Annotated in this window: 15 protein-coding genes; all 15 read left to right on the top strand. The window is 68.7% G+C overall.

Going from position 1 to position 15,690, the window contains the following annotated elements:
• Positions 1-102: 102 nt before the first annotated feature.
• The 15 genes from ACWV14_RS30390 to ACWV14_RS30320 all read left to right on the top strand — a co-directional run bounded on the left by ACWV14_RS30390 (position 103) and on the right by ACWV14_RS30320 (position 15,687).
• A complete protein-coding gene (locus ACWV14_RS30390) occupies positions 103-996 on the top strand; it encodes a helix-turn-helix domain-containing protein (protein ID WP_454905517.1) in 894 nt (297 codons plus the stop codon).
• A 135-nt stretch (positions 997-1,131) separates the two neighbouring features.
• Positions 1,132-2,751, top strand: coding sequence for an amidohydrolase family protein (locus ACWV14_RS30385; RefSeq protein ID WP_454905515.1), 1,620 nt, complete (start codon positions 1,132-1,134; stop codon positions 2,749-2,751).
• The gene (locus ACWV14_RS30380) at positions 2,748-3,812 is read left to right on the top strand and encodes a CobW family GTP-binding protein (protein ID WP_454905513.1); all 1,065 of its coding nucleotides are present in this window, start codon (positions 2,748-2,750) and stop codon (positions 3,810-3,812) included. Before ACWV14_RS30385 ends, ACWV14_RS30380 begins: the two co-directional genes overlap by 4 nt.
• Complete coding sequence (locus ACWV14_RS30375) at positions 3,809-4,612, top strand: ABC transporter permease (protein WP_454905511.1); 804 nt, start codon at positions 3,809-3,811, stop codon at positions 4,610-4,612. Before ACWV14_RS30380 ends, ACWV14_RS30375 begins: the two co-directional genes overlap by 4 nt.
• Positions 4,609-5,682, top strand: coding sequence for an ABC transporter ATP-binding protein (locus tag ACWV14_RS30370; RefSeq protein WP_454905509.1), 1,074 nt, complete (start codon positions 4,609-4,611; stop codon positions 5,680-5,682). Before ACWV14_RS30375 ends, ACWV14_RS30370 begins: the two co-directional genes overlap by 4 nt.
• A 40-nt stretch (positions 5,683-5,722) precedes the next feature.
• Complete coding sequence (locus ACWV14_RS30365; RefSeq protein WP_454905507.1) at positions 5,723-6,760, top strand: extracellular solute-binding protein; 1,038 nt, start codon at positions 5,723-5,725, stop codon at positions 6,758-6,760.
• A gap of 3 nt (positions 6,761-6,763) precedes the next feature.
• Complete coding sequence (locus ACWV14_RS30360; protein ID WP_454905505.1) at positions 6,764-7,606, top strand: ABC transporter permease; 843 nt, start codon at positions 6,764-6,766, stop codon at positions 7,604-7,606.
• A 188-nt stretch (positions 7,607-7,794) separates the two neighbouring features.
• Positions 7,795-8,427: a response regulator gene (locus ACWV14_RS30355; RefSeq protein WP_081267540.1), complete on the top strand. Its 633-nt coding sequence runs from the start codon at positions 7,795-7,797 to the stop codon at positions 8,425-8,427.
• Between the two features lie 28 nt (positions 8,428-8,455).
• On the top strand, positions 8,456-9,736 hold the full coding sequence (locus tag ACWV14_RS30350; protein WP_454905503.1) for a phospholipase D-like domain-containing protein: 1,281 nt from the start codon (positions 8,456-8,458) through the stop codon (positions 9,734-9,736).
• A gap of 40 nt (positions 9,737-9,776) precedes the next feature.
• Positions 9,777-10,463: an alpha/beta hydrolase family protein gene (locus tag ACWV14_RS30345; RefSeq protein ID WP_454905501.1), complete on the top strand. Its 687-nt coding sequence runs from the start codon at positions 9,777-9,779 to the stop codon at positions 10,461-10,463.
• 125 nt (positions 10,464-10,588) lie between these two features.
• The gene (locus ACWV14_RS30340; RefSeq protein ID WP_454905499.1) at positions 10,589-11,092 is read left to right on the top strand and encodes a ferritin-like domain-containing protein; all 504 of its coding nucleotides are present in this window, start codon (positions 10,589-10,591) and stop codon (positions 11,090-11,092) included.
• Between the two features lie 186 nt (positions 11,093-11,278).
• Entirely contained in the window at positions 11,279-12,301 is a 1,023-nt protein-coding gene (gene xylF / locus ACWV14_RS30335) for a D-xylose ABC transporter substrate-binding protein (RefSeq protein ID WP_081267451.1), read from the top strand.
• A 112-nt stretch (positions 12,302-12,413) separates the two neighbouring features.
• Positions 12,414-13,604, top strand: a complete 1,191-nt coding sequence (locus ACWV14_RS30330) for a sugar ABC transporter permease (RefSeq protein WP_422084561.1) — start codon at positions 12,414-12,416, stop codon at positions 13,602-13,604.
• A gap of 123 nt (positions 13,605-13,727) precedes the next feature.
• Positions 13,728-14,522, top strand: a complete 795-nt coding sequence (locus ACWV14_RS30325; RefSeq protein WP_422084562.1) for an ATP-binding cassette domain-containing protein — start codon at positions 13,728-13,730, stop codon at positions 14,520-14,522.
• 1 nt (position 14,523) lies between these two features.
• A complete protein-coding gene (locus ACWV14_RS30320) occupies positions 14,524-15,687 on the top strand; it encodes an ROK family transcriptional regulator (protein WP_285414036.1) in 1,164 nt (387 codons plus the stop codon).
• Positions 15,688-15,690 lie beyond the last annotated feature (3 nt).

Raw genomic sequence — 15,690 nt, 5'->3', positions numbered from 1 at the left:
CAGACAGGGAATTCCCGCCGCCGATGGCCTGGAAAATGCTTGAGAATTTGTGCACCTTCGAGGGACACCTCCCTCGCGCAACCCCTCCCAGGCACAAAACTCATGCAACCGCTGCGCCACCTGAACGACATGGAAGACCTGTGGGGCATGCGCAGTGCAGGCGCCCTCATCGACCTGCCGTCCACCGGCGTGTCGGTGCTGCGGTGGACGCGCACGACCGGCGGGCCCTTCGAATTCAACGTCGCCACCTCGCCCGACTTCATGCTGTTCTCGATGGTGCTGCTGCCCATGGAGGCCTGCTCACGCGTGGACGACTCAGTGATCTGGGACGGCCCCATCCGCGGCGGCAGCGTGCGGCTCATCGATTCGCGCAGCATCGAGTACACCGGCTTCGAGTCTCCGAGCCCGTTCGACCTGCTGCACATCCATTTCTCGCTCGACGAACTGCGCCTGGCCGCGCGCCGCTTCGGCGTGGACTTCGAAGACTTCCAGCCGAACGACGGCCCGCTGTACCGAGACGACAGCATCGGCCGGCAACTGGGCGCGCAGTTCGTCGCGGCGCTCGATGCGGACGGCCCGGCAGGCCGCATGTATGCAGACGGCATCGCGCAGTCGCTGGTGGCGCACCTGCTGCACAACTATGGCCGCGTGACGGGCCCCTTGCAGTCCGCCGGCCCCGACGGCCTGCAGGCCGCATTCGAGCATGTGGAGCGCCACCCGCATGAAACGCTCAGCGTGGCCCGGCTCGCGCGGGTGGCCGACATGAGCGAATTCCATTTCGCGCGCCGCTTCAAGCAGCGCTACGGCCTCACGCCGCACGCGCACCTGGTGGCGGCCCGGCTGCGGCTGGCCAAGGCCGACCTGGCCTTCTCCGACAAGAACATCCTGCAGATCGCCATGGACTGCGGTTTCTCCGACTCCAGCCACCTCGCGCGCCTGTTCCGCAAGATGGAGGGCGTGACGCCGCAGCGCTACCGGCAGGCGCTGCAGCAGTAGTCCGCAGCCGCCGCTCCCGGGCCACACAGCAAGAACATGCTGTCCGCCGAGCAGGATTGAGCGAGACGGCACACCCCCTCGCTCGAAAGAATCGCCCTCGCCATCCGGCATTCCGGATGTTTCGAGGAGATTCGAGTGACAGCAGCATCCGCGATGCAGGAACACATGTCGGCCGTCGAGGCCGGCGACGAGATCGCGGCCGCGCGCCAATTGCGCGGCGGCCGCGAGAAGCCGCGCGCCACCGGCCGCGACCGTGGCGAAGGGCCGTTCGCCCGGCTGGTGCTGCGCGGCGCCACCGTCATCGACGGCACCGGCGCGCCGCCCTGGGGGCCGGTCGACATCGTGATCGAGGGTGACCGCATCGTCGAGATGCGCGGCGTCGGCGCGCCCCGCAAGGCCATCGACCCGGCCGTGCGCCCGGCCGCCGGGCAGCATGAGATCGACTGCCACGGCAGGTTCGTCACGCCGGGTTTCGTCGATGCGCATGCGCACATCGGCTCGCCCTTCGTGGCCGGCAAGGCGCCGCCGGCCGACTACGTCTACAAGCTCTGGCTGGCCCACGGCGTGACCACCGTGCGCGAGATGGGCTGCTTCAACGGCCTGGGCTGGACGCTGGACCAGCGCGAGCGCGCTGCGGCCGGCACCATCGCCGCGCCGCGCATGCTGGCGCATGCGTACTTCCCGGCGGTCAATGACATCCTGAAGATCATTCACACGCCGGCGCAGGCACGCGACTGGCTGGGCCGGCTGAAGGCGCGCGGCGCCGACGGCGTGAAGTTCTTCGGCGCCTCGCCCGCCATCATGCAGGCCGCACTGGCCGAATGCGCCAGCCTCGGCCTGCGCAGCGGCTGCCACCACGCGCAGACCGCCGTGACCCGCATGAACGCGCTCACCACCGCGCAATGGGGCCTGACCAGCGCCGAGCACTACTACGGCCTGCCCGAGGCACTGTTCGAGCACCGCGTGGTGCAGGACTACCCGGCCGACTACAACTACGGCGACGAATACTTCCGCTTCTCCGTCGCCGGCCAGAGCTTCGGCCAGGCCGCGCAGCCGGGCAGCGCCACATGGCGTAACGCGATGGACCGCTTTCTCGAACTCGGCTTCACCTTCGTGCCTACCTTCGGCATCTACGACGCCAACCGCGACCTCATGCGCACCCGCCGCGCCGACTGGCACGACGAATACACCTGGAAGAGCTACTGGGACGGCTTCCAGCCCTACCGCGGCGGCCACGGCTCCTACTGGTATCGCTGGTCGACAAGGAACGAGATCGAGTGGAAGGAAAACTACCGGCTCTGGATGCGCTTCATCAACGAGTACAAGAACCGCGGCGGGCGCGTCTGCGCGGGCAGCGACTCCGGCTTCATCTTCCAGGTGTTCGGCTTCGGCTTCGTGCGCGAGCTCGAGATGCTGCAGGAAGCCGGCTTCCATCCGCTGGAGGTGCTGCGCGCCGCCACGCTCGAAGGCGCGCACCTGCTTGGCATCGAGGCCGACTGCGGCAGCCTGGAGGTCGGCAAGCGCGCCGACCTGCTGGTGCACGACCAGAACCCGCTGGAAGACTTCAAGCTGCTGTACGGCACCGGCGCCATGCGGCTGAACGATGACACCCAGCGTGTCGAATGGCAGCGCGGGCTGAGCCGCACCATCGTGGGCGGCATCTGCTACGACACGGCCGAACTGCTGGCCGACGTTCGCGCGATGGTGGCGGCCAGCCACGCCGAAGCCGCCGCGGCGGAAGCACCCGCCGCATGAGCAGCCCGGACAACGCTTTGCCGCCGATGCCGGTTCCCATCGAGCTGATCGTGCTCACCGGCTTCCTGGGCAGCGGCAAGACCACGCTGCTGTCGGCGTACCTGCGCCAGCCGCAGGCCGCCGACACCGCGGTGATCGTCAACGAGGTTGGCGAGGTCGACCTCGACGGCGCCGTCATCTCCGCCTCCGCCGACAAGGTGCCGATGGCGCTGCTGAGCAACGGCTGCGTCTGCTGCGCGATGGGCGGCGACTTGCCCGGCACCATTGCGGCACTGATCGAGGCGCGCGCCGAACAGGGCCTGCCGCCGCTCGCGCGCATCGTGCTGGAGACCACCGGCCTCGCGCGCCCCGGGCCGGTGCTGCGCAGCCTCGGTCCGTTGGCCGGGCACCTGCGCGCGCATGTCGTGAGCACCTTCGACTGCGAGCGCGGCGCCGCCACGCTGACGCTGCCCGAAGCCGCCGCGCAGATCGCCGGCGCGCAGCGCATCGTGCTGACCCGGCAGGACATTGCCCGGGCCGGTGCGGTGGACGCGGCGCGCGCTCTGCTGGCACGCGTCAATCCGCTGGCCGAACTGGTGGCCGACGCCGAGCCGGGGCCGCGCGCACTGGCCGCGCTGGCATCGCCGCCGGCGCGCTCATCGCTGCCGCACCTTTCGCTCGCGCCGGTGGACGACGACGCGCTGCAGCTGCCGCACAGCGACATCCGCACCGCCCTGTGCCGCTTCACCGCGCCGGTCACGCGCGACGAACTCTCCGAGTGGCTCGACAACCTCGCCGGCCTGTGCGGCGAGCGCCTGCTGCGCGTCAAGGGACTGGTCGGGGTGCAAGACGAGCGATGGCCGTTGCTGGTGCAATGCGTCGGCACGCTGTTCAGCCCCATCGTGCCGCTCGCGGCGCAGACGCCGGACTCGTTCCTCGTCCTCATCGTGCGCGGCATGCATCTGGATGAACTGCGCGACGTGCAGCCGTCCTTGCCCTTCGTGCTGAAGGCGGCCGCGCTGTCCACAAGACCGGCCATTGGCCGGCCGCTCGCCGCCGTGCTTGAGGAGGCCCGCGCGTGAGGCCCGCCACCGTCGCCCGCCGGTTCGCAGTGGCCGCGGCATACGCGGCCATGCTGCTGCCGCTCGTCACCGTGGCCTGGCTGAGCTTCTTCGAGCAGCCGATCATGAGTTTTCCGCCCAAAGGCTATTCGCTGCACTGGTACGCCAATGCATGGAGCAAGCCGCAGTTCGCGAGCAGCTTCATGCTGTCGCTGCAACTGGCCGCCGTCTCGGCGCTGCTCGGCGTGAGCACCGGCACGGTGGCCGCCTACGCCATCGAGCGCGGCAATTTTCGCGGGCGGCGCGCGCTGGCCGCGCTGCTGCTGTCGCCTCTGGCTTTTCCGGGTGTGGTGCTGGGCACCGGCATCTACGTGTTCTTCGTGCAGATCGACAACACCGTCGGCCTGCAGATCGTTGCCACGCTGCCGGGCCTGATCGCCGCGCATGCGCTGCTGGCCATTCCGTGGACCGTGCGCCTCGTGTCGGCCAGCCTGCAGGGGCTCGGCCGCGCGCCGGAGGAAGCCGCCGCCAACCTGGGCGCGCGCCCGGTCACGGTGTTCCTGCGCGTCACGCTGCCCTCGATGCACGCCGGCATCGTGGCCGCGGCCGTCTTCAGCTTCATCGCGAGCTTCGAGAACCTGGAGATGACCATGATGCTCACCGGCCCCGGGTACGCGACGCTGCCGGTGGAAATGCTGAGCTACCTCAACTTCAACATGGACCCGACACTGGCCGCGGTCGGCACGGTGCAGACCGTGCTCATCGCCGTGCTCCTGCTGGTGGCGGATCGTTTCGTCAGTCTGTCCCGGGTGGCCACGTGAGCTATTTGCGTCTCGACAATCTCCAGTGCACCTACGACCGCACGGTCGCGGTGCGCAACCTCAACCTCGGCGTGGCGCAGGGCGAACTGCTCGCGCTGCTCGGGCCCTCCGGCTGCGGCAAGAGCACCACGCTGCGCATGGTGGCCGGCTTCGTACAGCCGAGCGCGGGCCGCATCTTCTTCGGCGAACGCGAGGTGACGCATGCGCCGCCCCATGCGCGCGACACCGGCATGGTGTTCCAGGGCTATGCGCTGTTCATGCACATGAGCGTGGCCGAGAACGTGGCCTTCGGGCTGCAGATGCGCAAGGTGCCGCGCGCCGAGCAGGCCGCGCGTGTGAAAGAAGCGCTGCGGCTGGTGCGGCTCGATCACCTGGCCGACCGCCGGCCGGCCGCTCTGTCGGGCGGCCAGCAGCAGCGCGTGGCGCTGGCGCGCGCGCTGGTGGTGCAGCCCACGGTGTTCCTGCTCGACGAGCCCATGTCCAACCTCGATGTGCGCCTGCGCACCGAGGTACGGCTCGAAATACGCGCGCTGCAGCAGCGCCTGGGCCTCACCACGCTGCTGGTCACGCATGACCAGGAAGAAGCCCTCACCACCGCCGACCGCCTGGCCGTGATGGACCACGGCCGCGTGCGCCAGATCGGCACACCGCGCCAGGTGTACGAGCAGCCGGTCGACCAGTTCGTCGCCAACTTCATCGGGCGCTGCAACCTGGTGCCGGGGCGGGTCGATGCGCCGGGCGTGTTCCGCGCGGGGGCGCATGTGCTGCCTTGCGCGCCATCGGTGGTGCCTGCGTCCGCGCCGGACGACGTGGCGCTGATGGTGCGGCCCGACCGCATCCGGATTGCCAACGCGGGCGAGCAGGGCCTGCCCGCGCGGGTGCGGCTCAGCACCTACCTGGGCGGCACGACCGAATGGCACTTCGAGACCGACGTCGGCCCGATCTCTGTCGCGCAGCCCAGCGCGCTGGCACACGACAGCGCCGCGCGCGGGCCGGTCGAGGGCGAGTGCGTATCGCTGCAGTGGTCGCCGGAGCATGCGCTGGCGCTGCCCGCGGATGCCAGCGCCTGAACTTCCTTTCTTCTCTTCCTCCGTTTCTTCAACCACCGCCATGTCCTCACATTCCACACGCCGTTCCCTGCTGCTGGCCGCCGCTTCGCTGCCGCTGGCAGCCTCCGCGCCCGCACTTGCCGCCACTGGCGGACGCGTAGTCGTCGCCACCTGGGGCGGCGACTACGGCGACCTGCTCGGCAAGAACGTCGAGCAGCCGCTGCTCAAGCCGCGAGGCATCGAAGCCGTGCAGAGCACCGACGACGGCCCCCCGCGCAAGGCCAAGCTGCTGGCCGAACGCAACAGCCGGCGCGGCAGTCTCGACGTGGTGTCGTTGGTCGACTTCGAGGCCAGCGGGCTCGCGCAGATGGGCCTGTTCGAGACGCTGACCGACGCCAACGTGCCGAACGCGAAGAACGCCATCGCCGCGCTGCGCCAGCCGCAGGCGCTGCCGCACATCTACTCGGGCCTGGTCATTGCCTACAACCCCGGGAAGATCAAGACGCCGCCGAAGTCGCTCAACGACCTCTGGGACCCGAAATACAAGGGCCGCGTCGGACTGGCCGACATCCTGTTCCCGTACAACATCGCCGCCGCCTCGCTGGCGGCCGGCGGCACGCTGTCCGACTTGGCGCCGGGCATGAAGAAGCTCGGCGAGCTGAAGGCGCTGTCGCCCAAGATCTTCGCCACCAACGAGGCGGTGGCGCAGGCGCTGAAGTCGGAGGACATCTGGATCACGCTGGCTTGGCGCGCCCGCGTGTACCAGTGGCGCCGCGCCGGCGTGAGCGTGGCCGCCGCGGTGCCCACCGAAGGCATCATGCCGACCACCTTCAGCGCCGTGGTGCCGAAGAACAGCCAGCAGAAGGACAACGCCTTCGCTTATCTCGACGCCATGCTGGACGCGCGCGCCCAGGCCGCGTTCGCCGAGCGCATGGGCTACGTGCCCACCGTCACCAACGCCAGCCTGCCGGCCGAGCTGGCCGCGCAGATAGCGTTCACCCCCGAGGAGCAATCGCGCTTCAAGGTGCCCGACTTCGGCTACTTCGCACAGGCCATGCCGGCGCTGCAGCAGTACTGGTCGCGCGACTTCAAGGCCTGAGCGATGCGCCTGCTAACTCTGCCGGCCATCGCGATCGTGCTGGCGCTGATGGTGGCGCCCATGGCGATGCTGCTGCGCTACTCGCTCAACATCTACACACCCACCGAGCTGATGGTCGAGGCCTTCACGCCGCGCAACTACGTGCAGGTGTTCGCCGACCCGTACTTCCGCGAAGTACTGTCTGTGACCCTGCAGGTCGCCGCCATGACCACGCTGATCGCATCGCTGGTGGGGCTGCCCGCCGGCTACACGCTGGCGCGCATGCCGCGGCGCTGGAAGATGTGGCTCACGCTCGCCACCATCCTGCCGCTGATGGTCGGCAACGTGGTGCGCTCGGCCGGCTGGCTGGCGCTGCTGGGCAACAGCGGCCTGTTCAACGCGGTGGCGCAGTGGAGCGGGCTGGTGCGCGAGCCCATGCAGCTCATGTTCAACCAGCCGGCCGTGGTGGGCGTGATGGTGACCATCGTGCTGCCGCTGATGGTGATGACGCTGGCCAGCGTGATCGAGGGCATACCGCGCAACGTGGAGGAGGCGGCCGCCAACCTGGGCGCGCGGCCCTTCACCGTATTCCGCCGCGTGGTGCTGCCGCAGGCCATGCCGGGCGTGATCGCGGGCATGTCGCTGGTCTTCATCCTGTGCATGAACGCCTATGCGACGCCGGTGCTCATTGGCGGGCCGCGCTTCAGGATGATGACGCCCGAGATCTACCAGCAGTTCGTCGGCCTGAACAACTGGCCCTTCGGCGCCGCGCTGGCCTTCATGCTGCTGGCGGTGACGCTGGTGGTCGTGCTGGGCATCGGTGCGCTGCTGCAGGGCAACTGGCGCCGCCAGGAACGGCGCGCCTGAAGCCTTGCTGCTTCGGGCCTGACGCCGCGTCGTTTCCGTCCGACGCGGGCGACAGGCAATCCTGCATTGCCTTGCAGGACAACGCCGCGTCCTGCGTTTCGGGCGTTCCGGGGGCCGATGCCTGTGGCATCTTCGTTCCCCTGTCGCGCCGCATCCTGGCGCGCATCGCTTCAAGCAGGAACAACACCATGATCAAGATCGGCATCGTCGACGACCACGCCGTCGTCCGCACAGGCCTCAAGGCGTTCTTCTCCACCTTCGTCGATTTCCGCGTGGTCGGCGAGGCCGGCTCCGGCCGCGAGGCCATCGACCTCGTGCGCACGGCCGACATCGACGTGCTCGTGATGGACCTCTCGATGCCCGGCCAGAGCGGCATCGACGCGCTCGCCATGGTGCGCGCCAAGGCGCCCGACCTGGGCGTGCTCATCCTCAGCGGCTACCCCGAGGAGCACTACGCGGTGAACCTGATTCGCCAGGGTGCATCGGGCTATCTCAACAAGGAATGCGAGCCCGAGGAAATCGCCAAGGCGATCCGCACGGTGGCGCTGGGCCGGCGCTACATCTCGCCCTCGGTGGCGGAGCTGCTGGCCGGGCAGCTGGAGCGCAAGGACAACGCGCCGCCGCACAAGCACCTGTCGGAGCGCGAGTTCCAGGTGTTCCTGAAGCTCGCCAAGGGCGAGTCGGTGGGCAGCATCGGCGAGGCGCTGTCGCTGTCGGTGAAGACCATCAGCACCTACCGCACGCGCCTCATGGAGAAGATGAACCTCTCCACCAACAGCGACCTGACCTACTACGCGATCAAGACGCAGCTGATCGACTGATTGCCTGAGCAACGCTCCGCGTCCTGACGTGCGCCGCCAAGGGACGCTCAAGACCGTCGTCTGGACTTTCGTCCTGACGCTGGCCGCCACGCTGCTGGTGCTCAACTTCACCAGCGGCGAGAAGAAGCTCGACGAGCAGGTCAAGCGCGAGTACGCGCTGCACGACGCGCAGTACCAGCGCGCGCTGGGCGTGATGCTCGGGCCGCCCATCACCGGCGGCAACCGCTTCGAGGCTTTCCAGAACGGCGACCAGATTTTTCCGCCGATGCTCGCCGCCATCCGCGGCGCCAGGCGGAGCATCACTTTCGAGACCTACATCTACTGGTCGGGCGACATCGGGCGCGAGTTTGCCGATGCGCTCTCCGAGCGCGCCCGCGCCGGCGTGAAGGTGCACGTGCTGCTCGACTGGGTGGGCAGCGCCAAGGTCGACGGCGACTTCATCCGCGAGATGGAAAGCGCCGGCGTGCAGATCCGCAAGTTCCACAAGCCGAGCTGGTACGACATCGCGCGCATGAACAACCGCACCCACCGCAAGCTGCTGGTGGTCGACGGCCGCACCGGCTTCACCGGCGGCGTGGGCATCGCGCCCGAATGGACCGGCCACGCACAGGACGCCGAGCACTGGCGCGACTCGCACTACAAGGTCGAGGGGCCGGTGGTGGCGCAGATGCAGGCCGTGTTCATGGACAACTGGGTGAAGGTGTCGGGCGACGTGCTGCACGGCGAAACCTACTTTCCGCCGATTCCCCCGATGGGCGACGGGCGCGCCCAGATGTTCAGCAGTTCGCCCTCGGGCGGCAGCGAGAGCATGCATCTCATGTACCTGCTGTCGATCGCGGCGGCCACCAGGACCATCGACCTGTCGAGCGCCTACTTCGTGCCCGACGACCTGACCGTGGGTGCGCTGGTCGCGGCCATGAAGCGCGGCGTGCGGCTGCGCATCATCACGCCGGGCCCGATCATCGATTCGCAGACCGTGCGCGGAGCCTCGCGCGCGGCGTGGGGCCCGCTGCTGGAGGCGGGCGCCGAGATCAGCGAATACCAGCCGACCATGTTCCATTGCAAGGTCTTCACGGTCGACGGCCTGCTGGTGTCGGTGGGCTCCACCAACTTCGACAACCGCTCGTTCCGCCTGAACGACGAGGCCAACCTCAACATCTACGACGAGGCCTTCGCCGCCGAGCAGACCGCGCAGTTCGAGGCCGACCTGCGCCAGTCGAAGCGCCTGACGTACGAGGCCTGGAAGGACCGCCCGCTGCACGAGAAGGCGATGGAGCACCTGGCGGCGCTGCTGTCGTCGCAGCTCTAGGGTGAACAGGCCCTGGCTGCCGCGCGGGCACACTCGCGCGATGACCACCCTGCACAAACTTTCCATCGACGTGAGGCCCGGCATTGCGGTGTCGGCCCTTGCGATGTCGCCACCCTCGGCCGACGCGTGCCTGGTGCTCGCGCACGGTGCCGGCGCGGGCATGGCGCATCCGTTCATGCAGGCCGTGGCCGAGGGCCTCGCCGAGAGGTGTATCGCCACGCTGCGCTACCAGTTCCCCTACATGGAGCAGGGCAGCAAGCGCACGGACGCACCTGCGCTGGCGCATGCCACGGTGCGCGCGGCGGTGGCCTGCGCGTCGGCGCGCTTCGCGGGCATGCGCCTCTTCGCGGGCGGCAAGTCGTTCGGCGGCCGCATGACGTCGCAGGCCCAGGCGCTGGAGCCGCTTGCGGCCGTCGAAGGGCTGGTCTTCCTGGGCTTTCCGCTGCATCCGTCGGGCGCGCCAGCAAAGGCGGCCGAGCGCGCGGCGCACCTGCGCGAGGTCGACGTGCCCATGCTCTTCGCGCACGGGCCACGCGACACGCTGGCCGAACCCGCGCCTTTCGACGACACCGTGCAGGCGCTGGGTCCGATCGCCACCGTGCTGGAGATCGACGGCGCCGACCATTCTTTCCATGTGCTCAGGCGCACCGGCCGCACCGACGAGCAGGCGCTGGACGAACTGCTCGACGGCATCGCCATGTGGACGCAGGCCTGGCGCATCGGCTGAAGCCGGGCGGCGCGGGTCGTCCTTCGCCTACGCCGTGTCGCCCGATGGGACGACGCGGCGCAGCGGCGGTTTTTTGAACCATGGCTTTTCGACAGACAGCAATTCAACCCCGAAAGGACCCCGACATGGCATACACAGACGCATCCCTCGACACCCTGCAGGCCACCGGCCCCGTGCTCGCCAACGACGAAGTGGTGGACGTGCTCAACGACCTGCTCGAGAACTCGCGCGACGGCGAATATGGCTTCCGCGCCTGCGCCGATGAGGTAGAGAGCCCCGCGGCGAAGCAACTGTTCGCCAATCGCGCCGAAGAGTGCCGCAAGGCCGGCAGCGAACTGATGGCGCTCATCACCGCCTACGGCGGCAAGCCGGCCGATGGCGGCACCGCCAGCGGCGCGCTGCATCGCGGCTGGGTGCATGTGAAGGGCTCGCTGGGCGCCAACAGCGAACTCTCCATTCTCGAATCGTGCGAGCGCGGCGAAGACACCGGTGTCGCGCGCTATCGCAAGGCCCTGAAGCAGAACCTGCCCGCCGACGTGCGCGGCGTGGTCGCTGCCCAGGCCGAAGGCGCACAGCGCAACCACGACCAGATCCGCGACCTGCGCAACGCCGCGCGCGCTCGCGACTGATCGCCGCCACGCGCGGAAGTGCATGAAGGCCGGGCTTGCCCGGCCTTTTTCATGGGCGCCGCACGCTCCGGGAATTCCCGGATGCCCAGTACCTTGCCGCGATGGGATAGTTAGTTCGCCCTTCAAACTAACTAATTTCTTACACGGCTGATCCCTGTGGGGCGCACCAACTCTGGAGAGACATCGATGCAACTGAAACACACCCTGGCCGCCATGGCCTTCGGTCTCACGGCCGTGGGCGCGATGGCGCAGACCGTGGTCGGCGTGAGCTGGTCCAACTTCCAGGAAGAGCGCTGGAAGACCGACGAGGCCGCCATCAAGGCCGAACTCGAGAAGCTCGGCGCCAAATACATCAGTGCCGATGCGGGCGGCTCTCCGGAGAAGCAACTGGGCGACATCGAGGGCCTGATGTCCAAGGGCGCCAAGGCGCTCATCGTGCTGGCGATGGACAAGGACGCCATCCTGCCGGCGGTGACCAAGGCCACGCGCCAGAAAGTGCCCGTGGTGGCGTACGACCGGCTGATCGAGGCGCCGGGCGTCTTCTACATCACCTTCGACAACGTCGAGGTCGGCCGCATGGAAGCGCGCGAGGTGCTGAAGGTCAAGCCCAAGGGCAACTACGTGATCATCAAGGGCTCGCCGAGCGACCCGAACGCCGACTTCCTGCGCGCCGGCCAGCAGGAGGTGCTCGACGCCTCCATCAAGAAGGGCGACATCAAGATCGTCGGCGACGAATACACCGAAGGCTGGAAGCCCGAAGTCGCGCAGAAGAACATGGAGCAGATCCTCACCAAGAACGGCAACAAGGTCGACGCGGTGGTGGCGGCCAACGACGGCACGGCCGGCGGTGCGGTCGCGGCGCTCACGGCAAAGGGCCTGCGCGGCATTCCGGTGTCGGGCCAGGACGCCGACTTCGCGGCGCTCAACCGCATCGCGCTGGGCACGCAGACCGCGACCATCTTCAAGGACTCGCGCGAACTCGGCCGTGAAGCCGCCGCCGCGGCCATCGCGCTGTCGCAGGGCAAGCCGGTCGACAAGGCCGGCACCTGGAACTCGGGTCCGAAGAAGGTCTCGCTGCAATCGCGCCTGCTGACGCCGGTGCCCGTGACGCGCGACAACCTCGACGTCGTGGTCAAGGCCGGCTGGATCAAGAAGGACGAGCTCTGCAAGGGCGTGACGGGCGCCAGTGCGCCCGCGGCCTGCAAGTAAGCAAGCACGGATCACCCGCGCAACGCGGTCCCCGGCCGGCCCGCCCATGGTGTCCATGGGTCCGGCCGGCGGGCGGCTGCGCTCCTGTCCCAAGTCCCAAGGGGTCTGAAAAATGAGCAATCCAACACCGGGCTGGTGGCGCCGCACGGGCATCGACCTGCGCCTGATCCTGATGTGCGTGCTGCTGGCCGTCATGGCCGTGGCGTTCAGCGTCATGTCGGGCGGCGTGTTCCTGTCGCCGGAGAACCTGTACAACGTCGCGCAGCAGACGGCGGTGGTCGGCATCGTGTCGACCGTCATGGTGCTGATCATCGTGGCGCGCCACATCGACCTGTCGGTCGGCTCGGTGATGGGCTTCGTCGGCGTGCTCATCGCGTACCTGCAATACACCTCGGGCTGGTCGTGGCCCACGGCATGCCTCGCGGGGCTGGCGGTGGCGCTGCTGGTGTCCGTCTACCAGGGCTGGCTCACGGCGGTGCTGGGCGTGCCTTCGTTCGTGGTCACGCTGGGCGGCCTGATGTCGTTCCGCGGCGCGGCCTTCTTGGTGGCCGAAGGCAAGACGCAGCCGGTGAACGACGAATTCTTCCAGCGCCTGGGCGGCGGCTACGACGGCGGCATCGGGGTCACCGCGAGCTGGGTGATCGCGGGGCTGGTGGCGGTGGTGCTGTTCGCGCGCATGTTCCAGAAGCGAGCGGCGCGCGCGCGCCACGAGATGCCCAACGAGCCGCTGTGGCTGGAGCTGCTGCTCACGGCGGTGCCGGCGGCGGTGGTGATCGGCTTCGCGGCGGTCATGAACCACTACAAGATCGATTCGAAGGACGCGCCGCAGGGCATTCCGATTCCGGTGCTGATCTGGGCGGTGGTGGCCATCGTGCTGTCGTTCATCGTGCACCGCACGCGCTTCGGCCGCTATGTGTTCGCGATGGGCGGCAACCCCGACGCGGCGGCGCTGGTGGGCATTCCGGTCAAGCGCGTCACGCTGATGCTGTTCGCGCTGCTGGCGGTGCTGGTCACCATCGCGGCCATCGTGTCGATCGCGCGGCTCAACGCGGGCACGAATTCGCTGGGCACGGGCATGGAGCTGTACGTGATCGCGGCGGCCGTCATCGGCGGCACGGCGCTGGCGGGCGGCAGCGGCTCGATCTTCGGCTCGGTGCTGGGCGCGCTCATCATGCAGTCGCTCGACAGCGGCATGCTGCTGCTCGACGTGCCCATCGGCAAGCGCATGGTCATCATCGGACAGGTGCTGATCGTGGCTGTGGTGTTCGACGTTCTCTACCGGCGCAAGTTTGGGGAGAACTAGGAATGAACTCGCATTGCTGTTCAGGGCGCGATAACGCCGACGGGGGACATTCGCGGAGGGGAGTACCCGGCGCCGTTCACACGCGTCCCGAACAAGAACGCCAAACCAAGGCAGAGCACTGAAATGGCAGACATCGACACATCCAAACCCCTCGTCGAACTGCGCGAGATCCGCAAAGCCTTCGGCGGCGTGAAAGCGGTGGACGGCGTGAGCGTCAACCTCTACCCCGGCGAAGTGGTCGCGCTGCTCGGCCACAACGGCGCCGGCAAATCCACGCTCATGAAAATGCTCGCGGGCGCCTACCCCATCGACTCCGGCGACACCCTGATCGCCGGCGAGAAGGTCAACATCCGCACGCCCGCCGAAGCGCAGGCACAAGGCATCGAGACCATCTACCAGACCCTCGCGCTGGCCGACAACCTCGACTCCGTGTCGAACCTCTTCCTCGGCCGCGAGAAGATGACGCGCTGGAACACCCTCGACGACCACTTCATGGAAGTGCAGGCGCGCAAGGTGTTCCACCGGCTCAACAAGAACTTCACCAACATCCGCGTGCCCGTGCGGCGCCTCTCCGGCGGACAGCGGCAGGTGGTGGCCATCTCGCGCGCGCTGTACTTCAACGCGCGCATCCTCATCATGGACGAGCCCTGCGCCGCGCTCGGCCCCGAAGAAACCGCGATGGTCGGCGGCCTCGTGAAGCAGCTCAAGGCCGACGGCGTGGGCATCTTCCTCATCACGCACGACATGCCGGACGTGTTCTCGCTGAGCGACCGGCTCGCGGTGATGAAGAACGGCAAGCTGGTCGGTACCTACCGCACCGCCGACGTCACCGAAGACGAAGTGCTCGGCATGATCATTGCCGGCAAGCGGCCCGAAGGCAAAGAGCAGGCCCATCACGCCGACACCGCGGCCGCCTGATGTGACCACCATCGGCGACCAGCAGCTCGTGAAGCGCATGAACCGCAGCGTGCTGCTGCGGCTGCTGCGCGCGCAGCCCGGCCTCTCGCGCGCGCGGCTGGCCGGAGAGAGCGGCCTCACCAAGTCGACCGTGAGCCTGCTGGTGCGCGAGCTGATCGACGAAGGCTGGCTCAGCGAATCTGGCGCGGCCGTGGCCGACGGCCTGGGGCGGCCTTCGACGCCGCTGCGCATCAACGTGGGCGTGCGCGCGCTCATGGGCGTGGAGATCGCCGTGGAGACGGTGCGCCTCGTGTGCATGTCGCTGCAGGGCGAGGTGCTGTATTCGGACACCCGGGCACTGGCCGACAGCGCGCCTGCCGGCGTCTGCGCGCAGGTCGCGCGCATGGCCTCGGTCGCGCATGCGCGGCTCGAGCAGCTCGGCCTGCGCCTGTCGAGCATCGGCGTGTGCATACCCGGCGCGGTGGACGACTGCACAGGCGTGGTCCGCTTCGCGCCCAACCTCGGCTGGCGCAACGTGAGCCTGCTGCCCGCGCTGGAGAAAGCCTTTGCCGCCGTCGGCCTGCCGCGCGTCACGGTGCAGCTGCAGAACGACGCCGATGCCGCCGTGCTGGGCGAATACGAGTTCGCGGCAATGGAAGGCCAGGAGGGCGAAGACCCGCTGATCTTCGTCAACTGCGACGTGGGCGTGGGCGCGGGCGTGGTGCTGAACGACCGGCTCTTCACCGGCGCGCAGGGCATGGCCGGCGAGATCGGCCACACCATCCTCGAGCTCGACGGGCCGCTGTGCTCGTGCGGGCGGCGCGGCTGCGCCGAGGCTTTCTTCGGTTCGCGCGTGCTGCTGCGCGAAGGCCGCGACATGCAGCGCGCCGCCGCCTTCTTCGGCGTGATGCTGCAGAACCTGTGGGTCACCTTCAACCCGCGCGCGATCGTGCTGGGCGGCAAGGCCTGTACCGATCACCGCGACTTCGTGCAGGCGGCTTTCGAGAGCGTGCACCGGCACGCCGACCGCGCCGGCATGCCGGCACCCGAGCTGCGCACCGCGCGCTACGACGCATTGGCGCCGGCGGTGGGTGCCGCCGCACTGGCGCTGCACGAATATCTGCGGCCGCTGCAGCCCGACGCGAAGGCGCGGCGCGCGCGCGCGCTGGCCCGCGCCGCCGTCTGAACG

The organism is Variovorax durovernensis, assembly GCF_977011995.1.
Note: the sequence above shows the minus strand (reverse complement) of the source record. Positions and strands in the feature narration are given on the sequence as shown.

What these genes read in the sequence shown, in the direction of transcription:
- ACWV14_RS30390 (WP_454905517.1), top strand. Translation starts at nt 103, where the DNA reads ATGCAACCGCTGCGCCACCTGAACGACATGGAAGACCTGTGGGGCATG.
- ACWV14_RS30380 (WP_454905513.1), top strand. Translation starts at nt 2,748, where the DNA reads ATGAGCAGCCCGGACAACGCTTTGCCGCCGATGCCGGTTCCCATCGAG.
- ACWV14_RS30365 (WP_454905507.1), top strand. Translation starts at nt 5,723, where the DNA reads ATGTCCTCACATTCCACACGCCGTTCCCTGCTGCTGGCCGCCGCTTCG.
- ACWV14_RS30360 (WP_454905505.1), top strand. Translation starts at nt 6,764, where the DNA reads ATGCGCCTGCTAACTCTGCCGGCCATCGCGATCGTGCTGGCGCTGATG.
- ACWV14_RS30355 (WP_081267540.1), top strand. Translation starts at nt 7,795, where the DNA reads ATGATCAAGATCGGCATCGTCGACGACCACGCCGTCGTCCGCACAGGC.
- ACWV14_RS30345 (WP_454905501.1), top strand. Translation starts at nt 9,777, where the DNA reads ATGACCACCCTGCACAAACTTTCCATCGACGTGAGGCCCGGCATTGCG.
- ACWV14_RS30340 (WP_454905499.1), top strand. Translation starts at nt 10,589, where the DNA reads ATGGCATACACAGACGCATCCCTCGACACCCTGCAGGCCACCGGCCCC.
- xylF (WP_081267451.1), top strand. Translation starts at nt 11,279, where the DNA reads ATGCAACTGAAACACACCCTGGCCGCCATGGCCTTCGGTCTCACGGCC.
- ACWV14_RS30330 (WP_422084561.1), top strand. Translation starts at nt 12,414, where the DNA reads ATGAGCAATCCAACACCGGGCTGGTGGCGCCGCACGGGCATCGACCTG.
- ACWV14_RS30325 (WP_422084562.1), top strand. Translation starts at nt 13,728, where the DNA reads ATGGCAGACATCGACACATCCAAACCCCTCGTCGAACTGCGCGAGATC.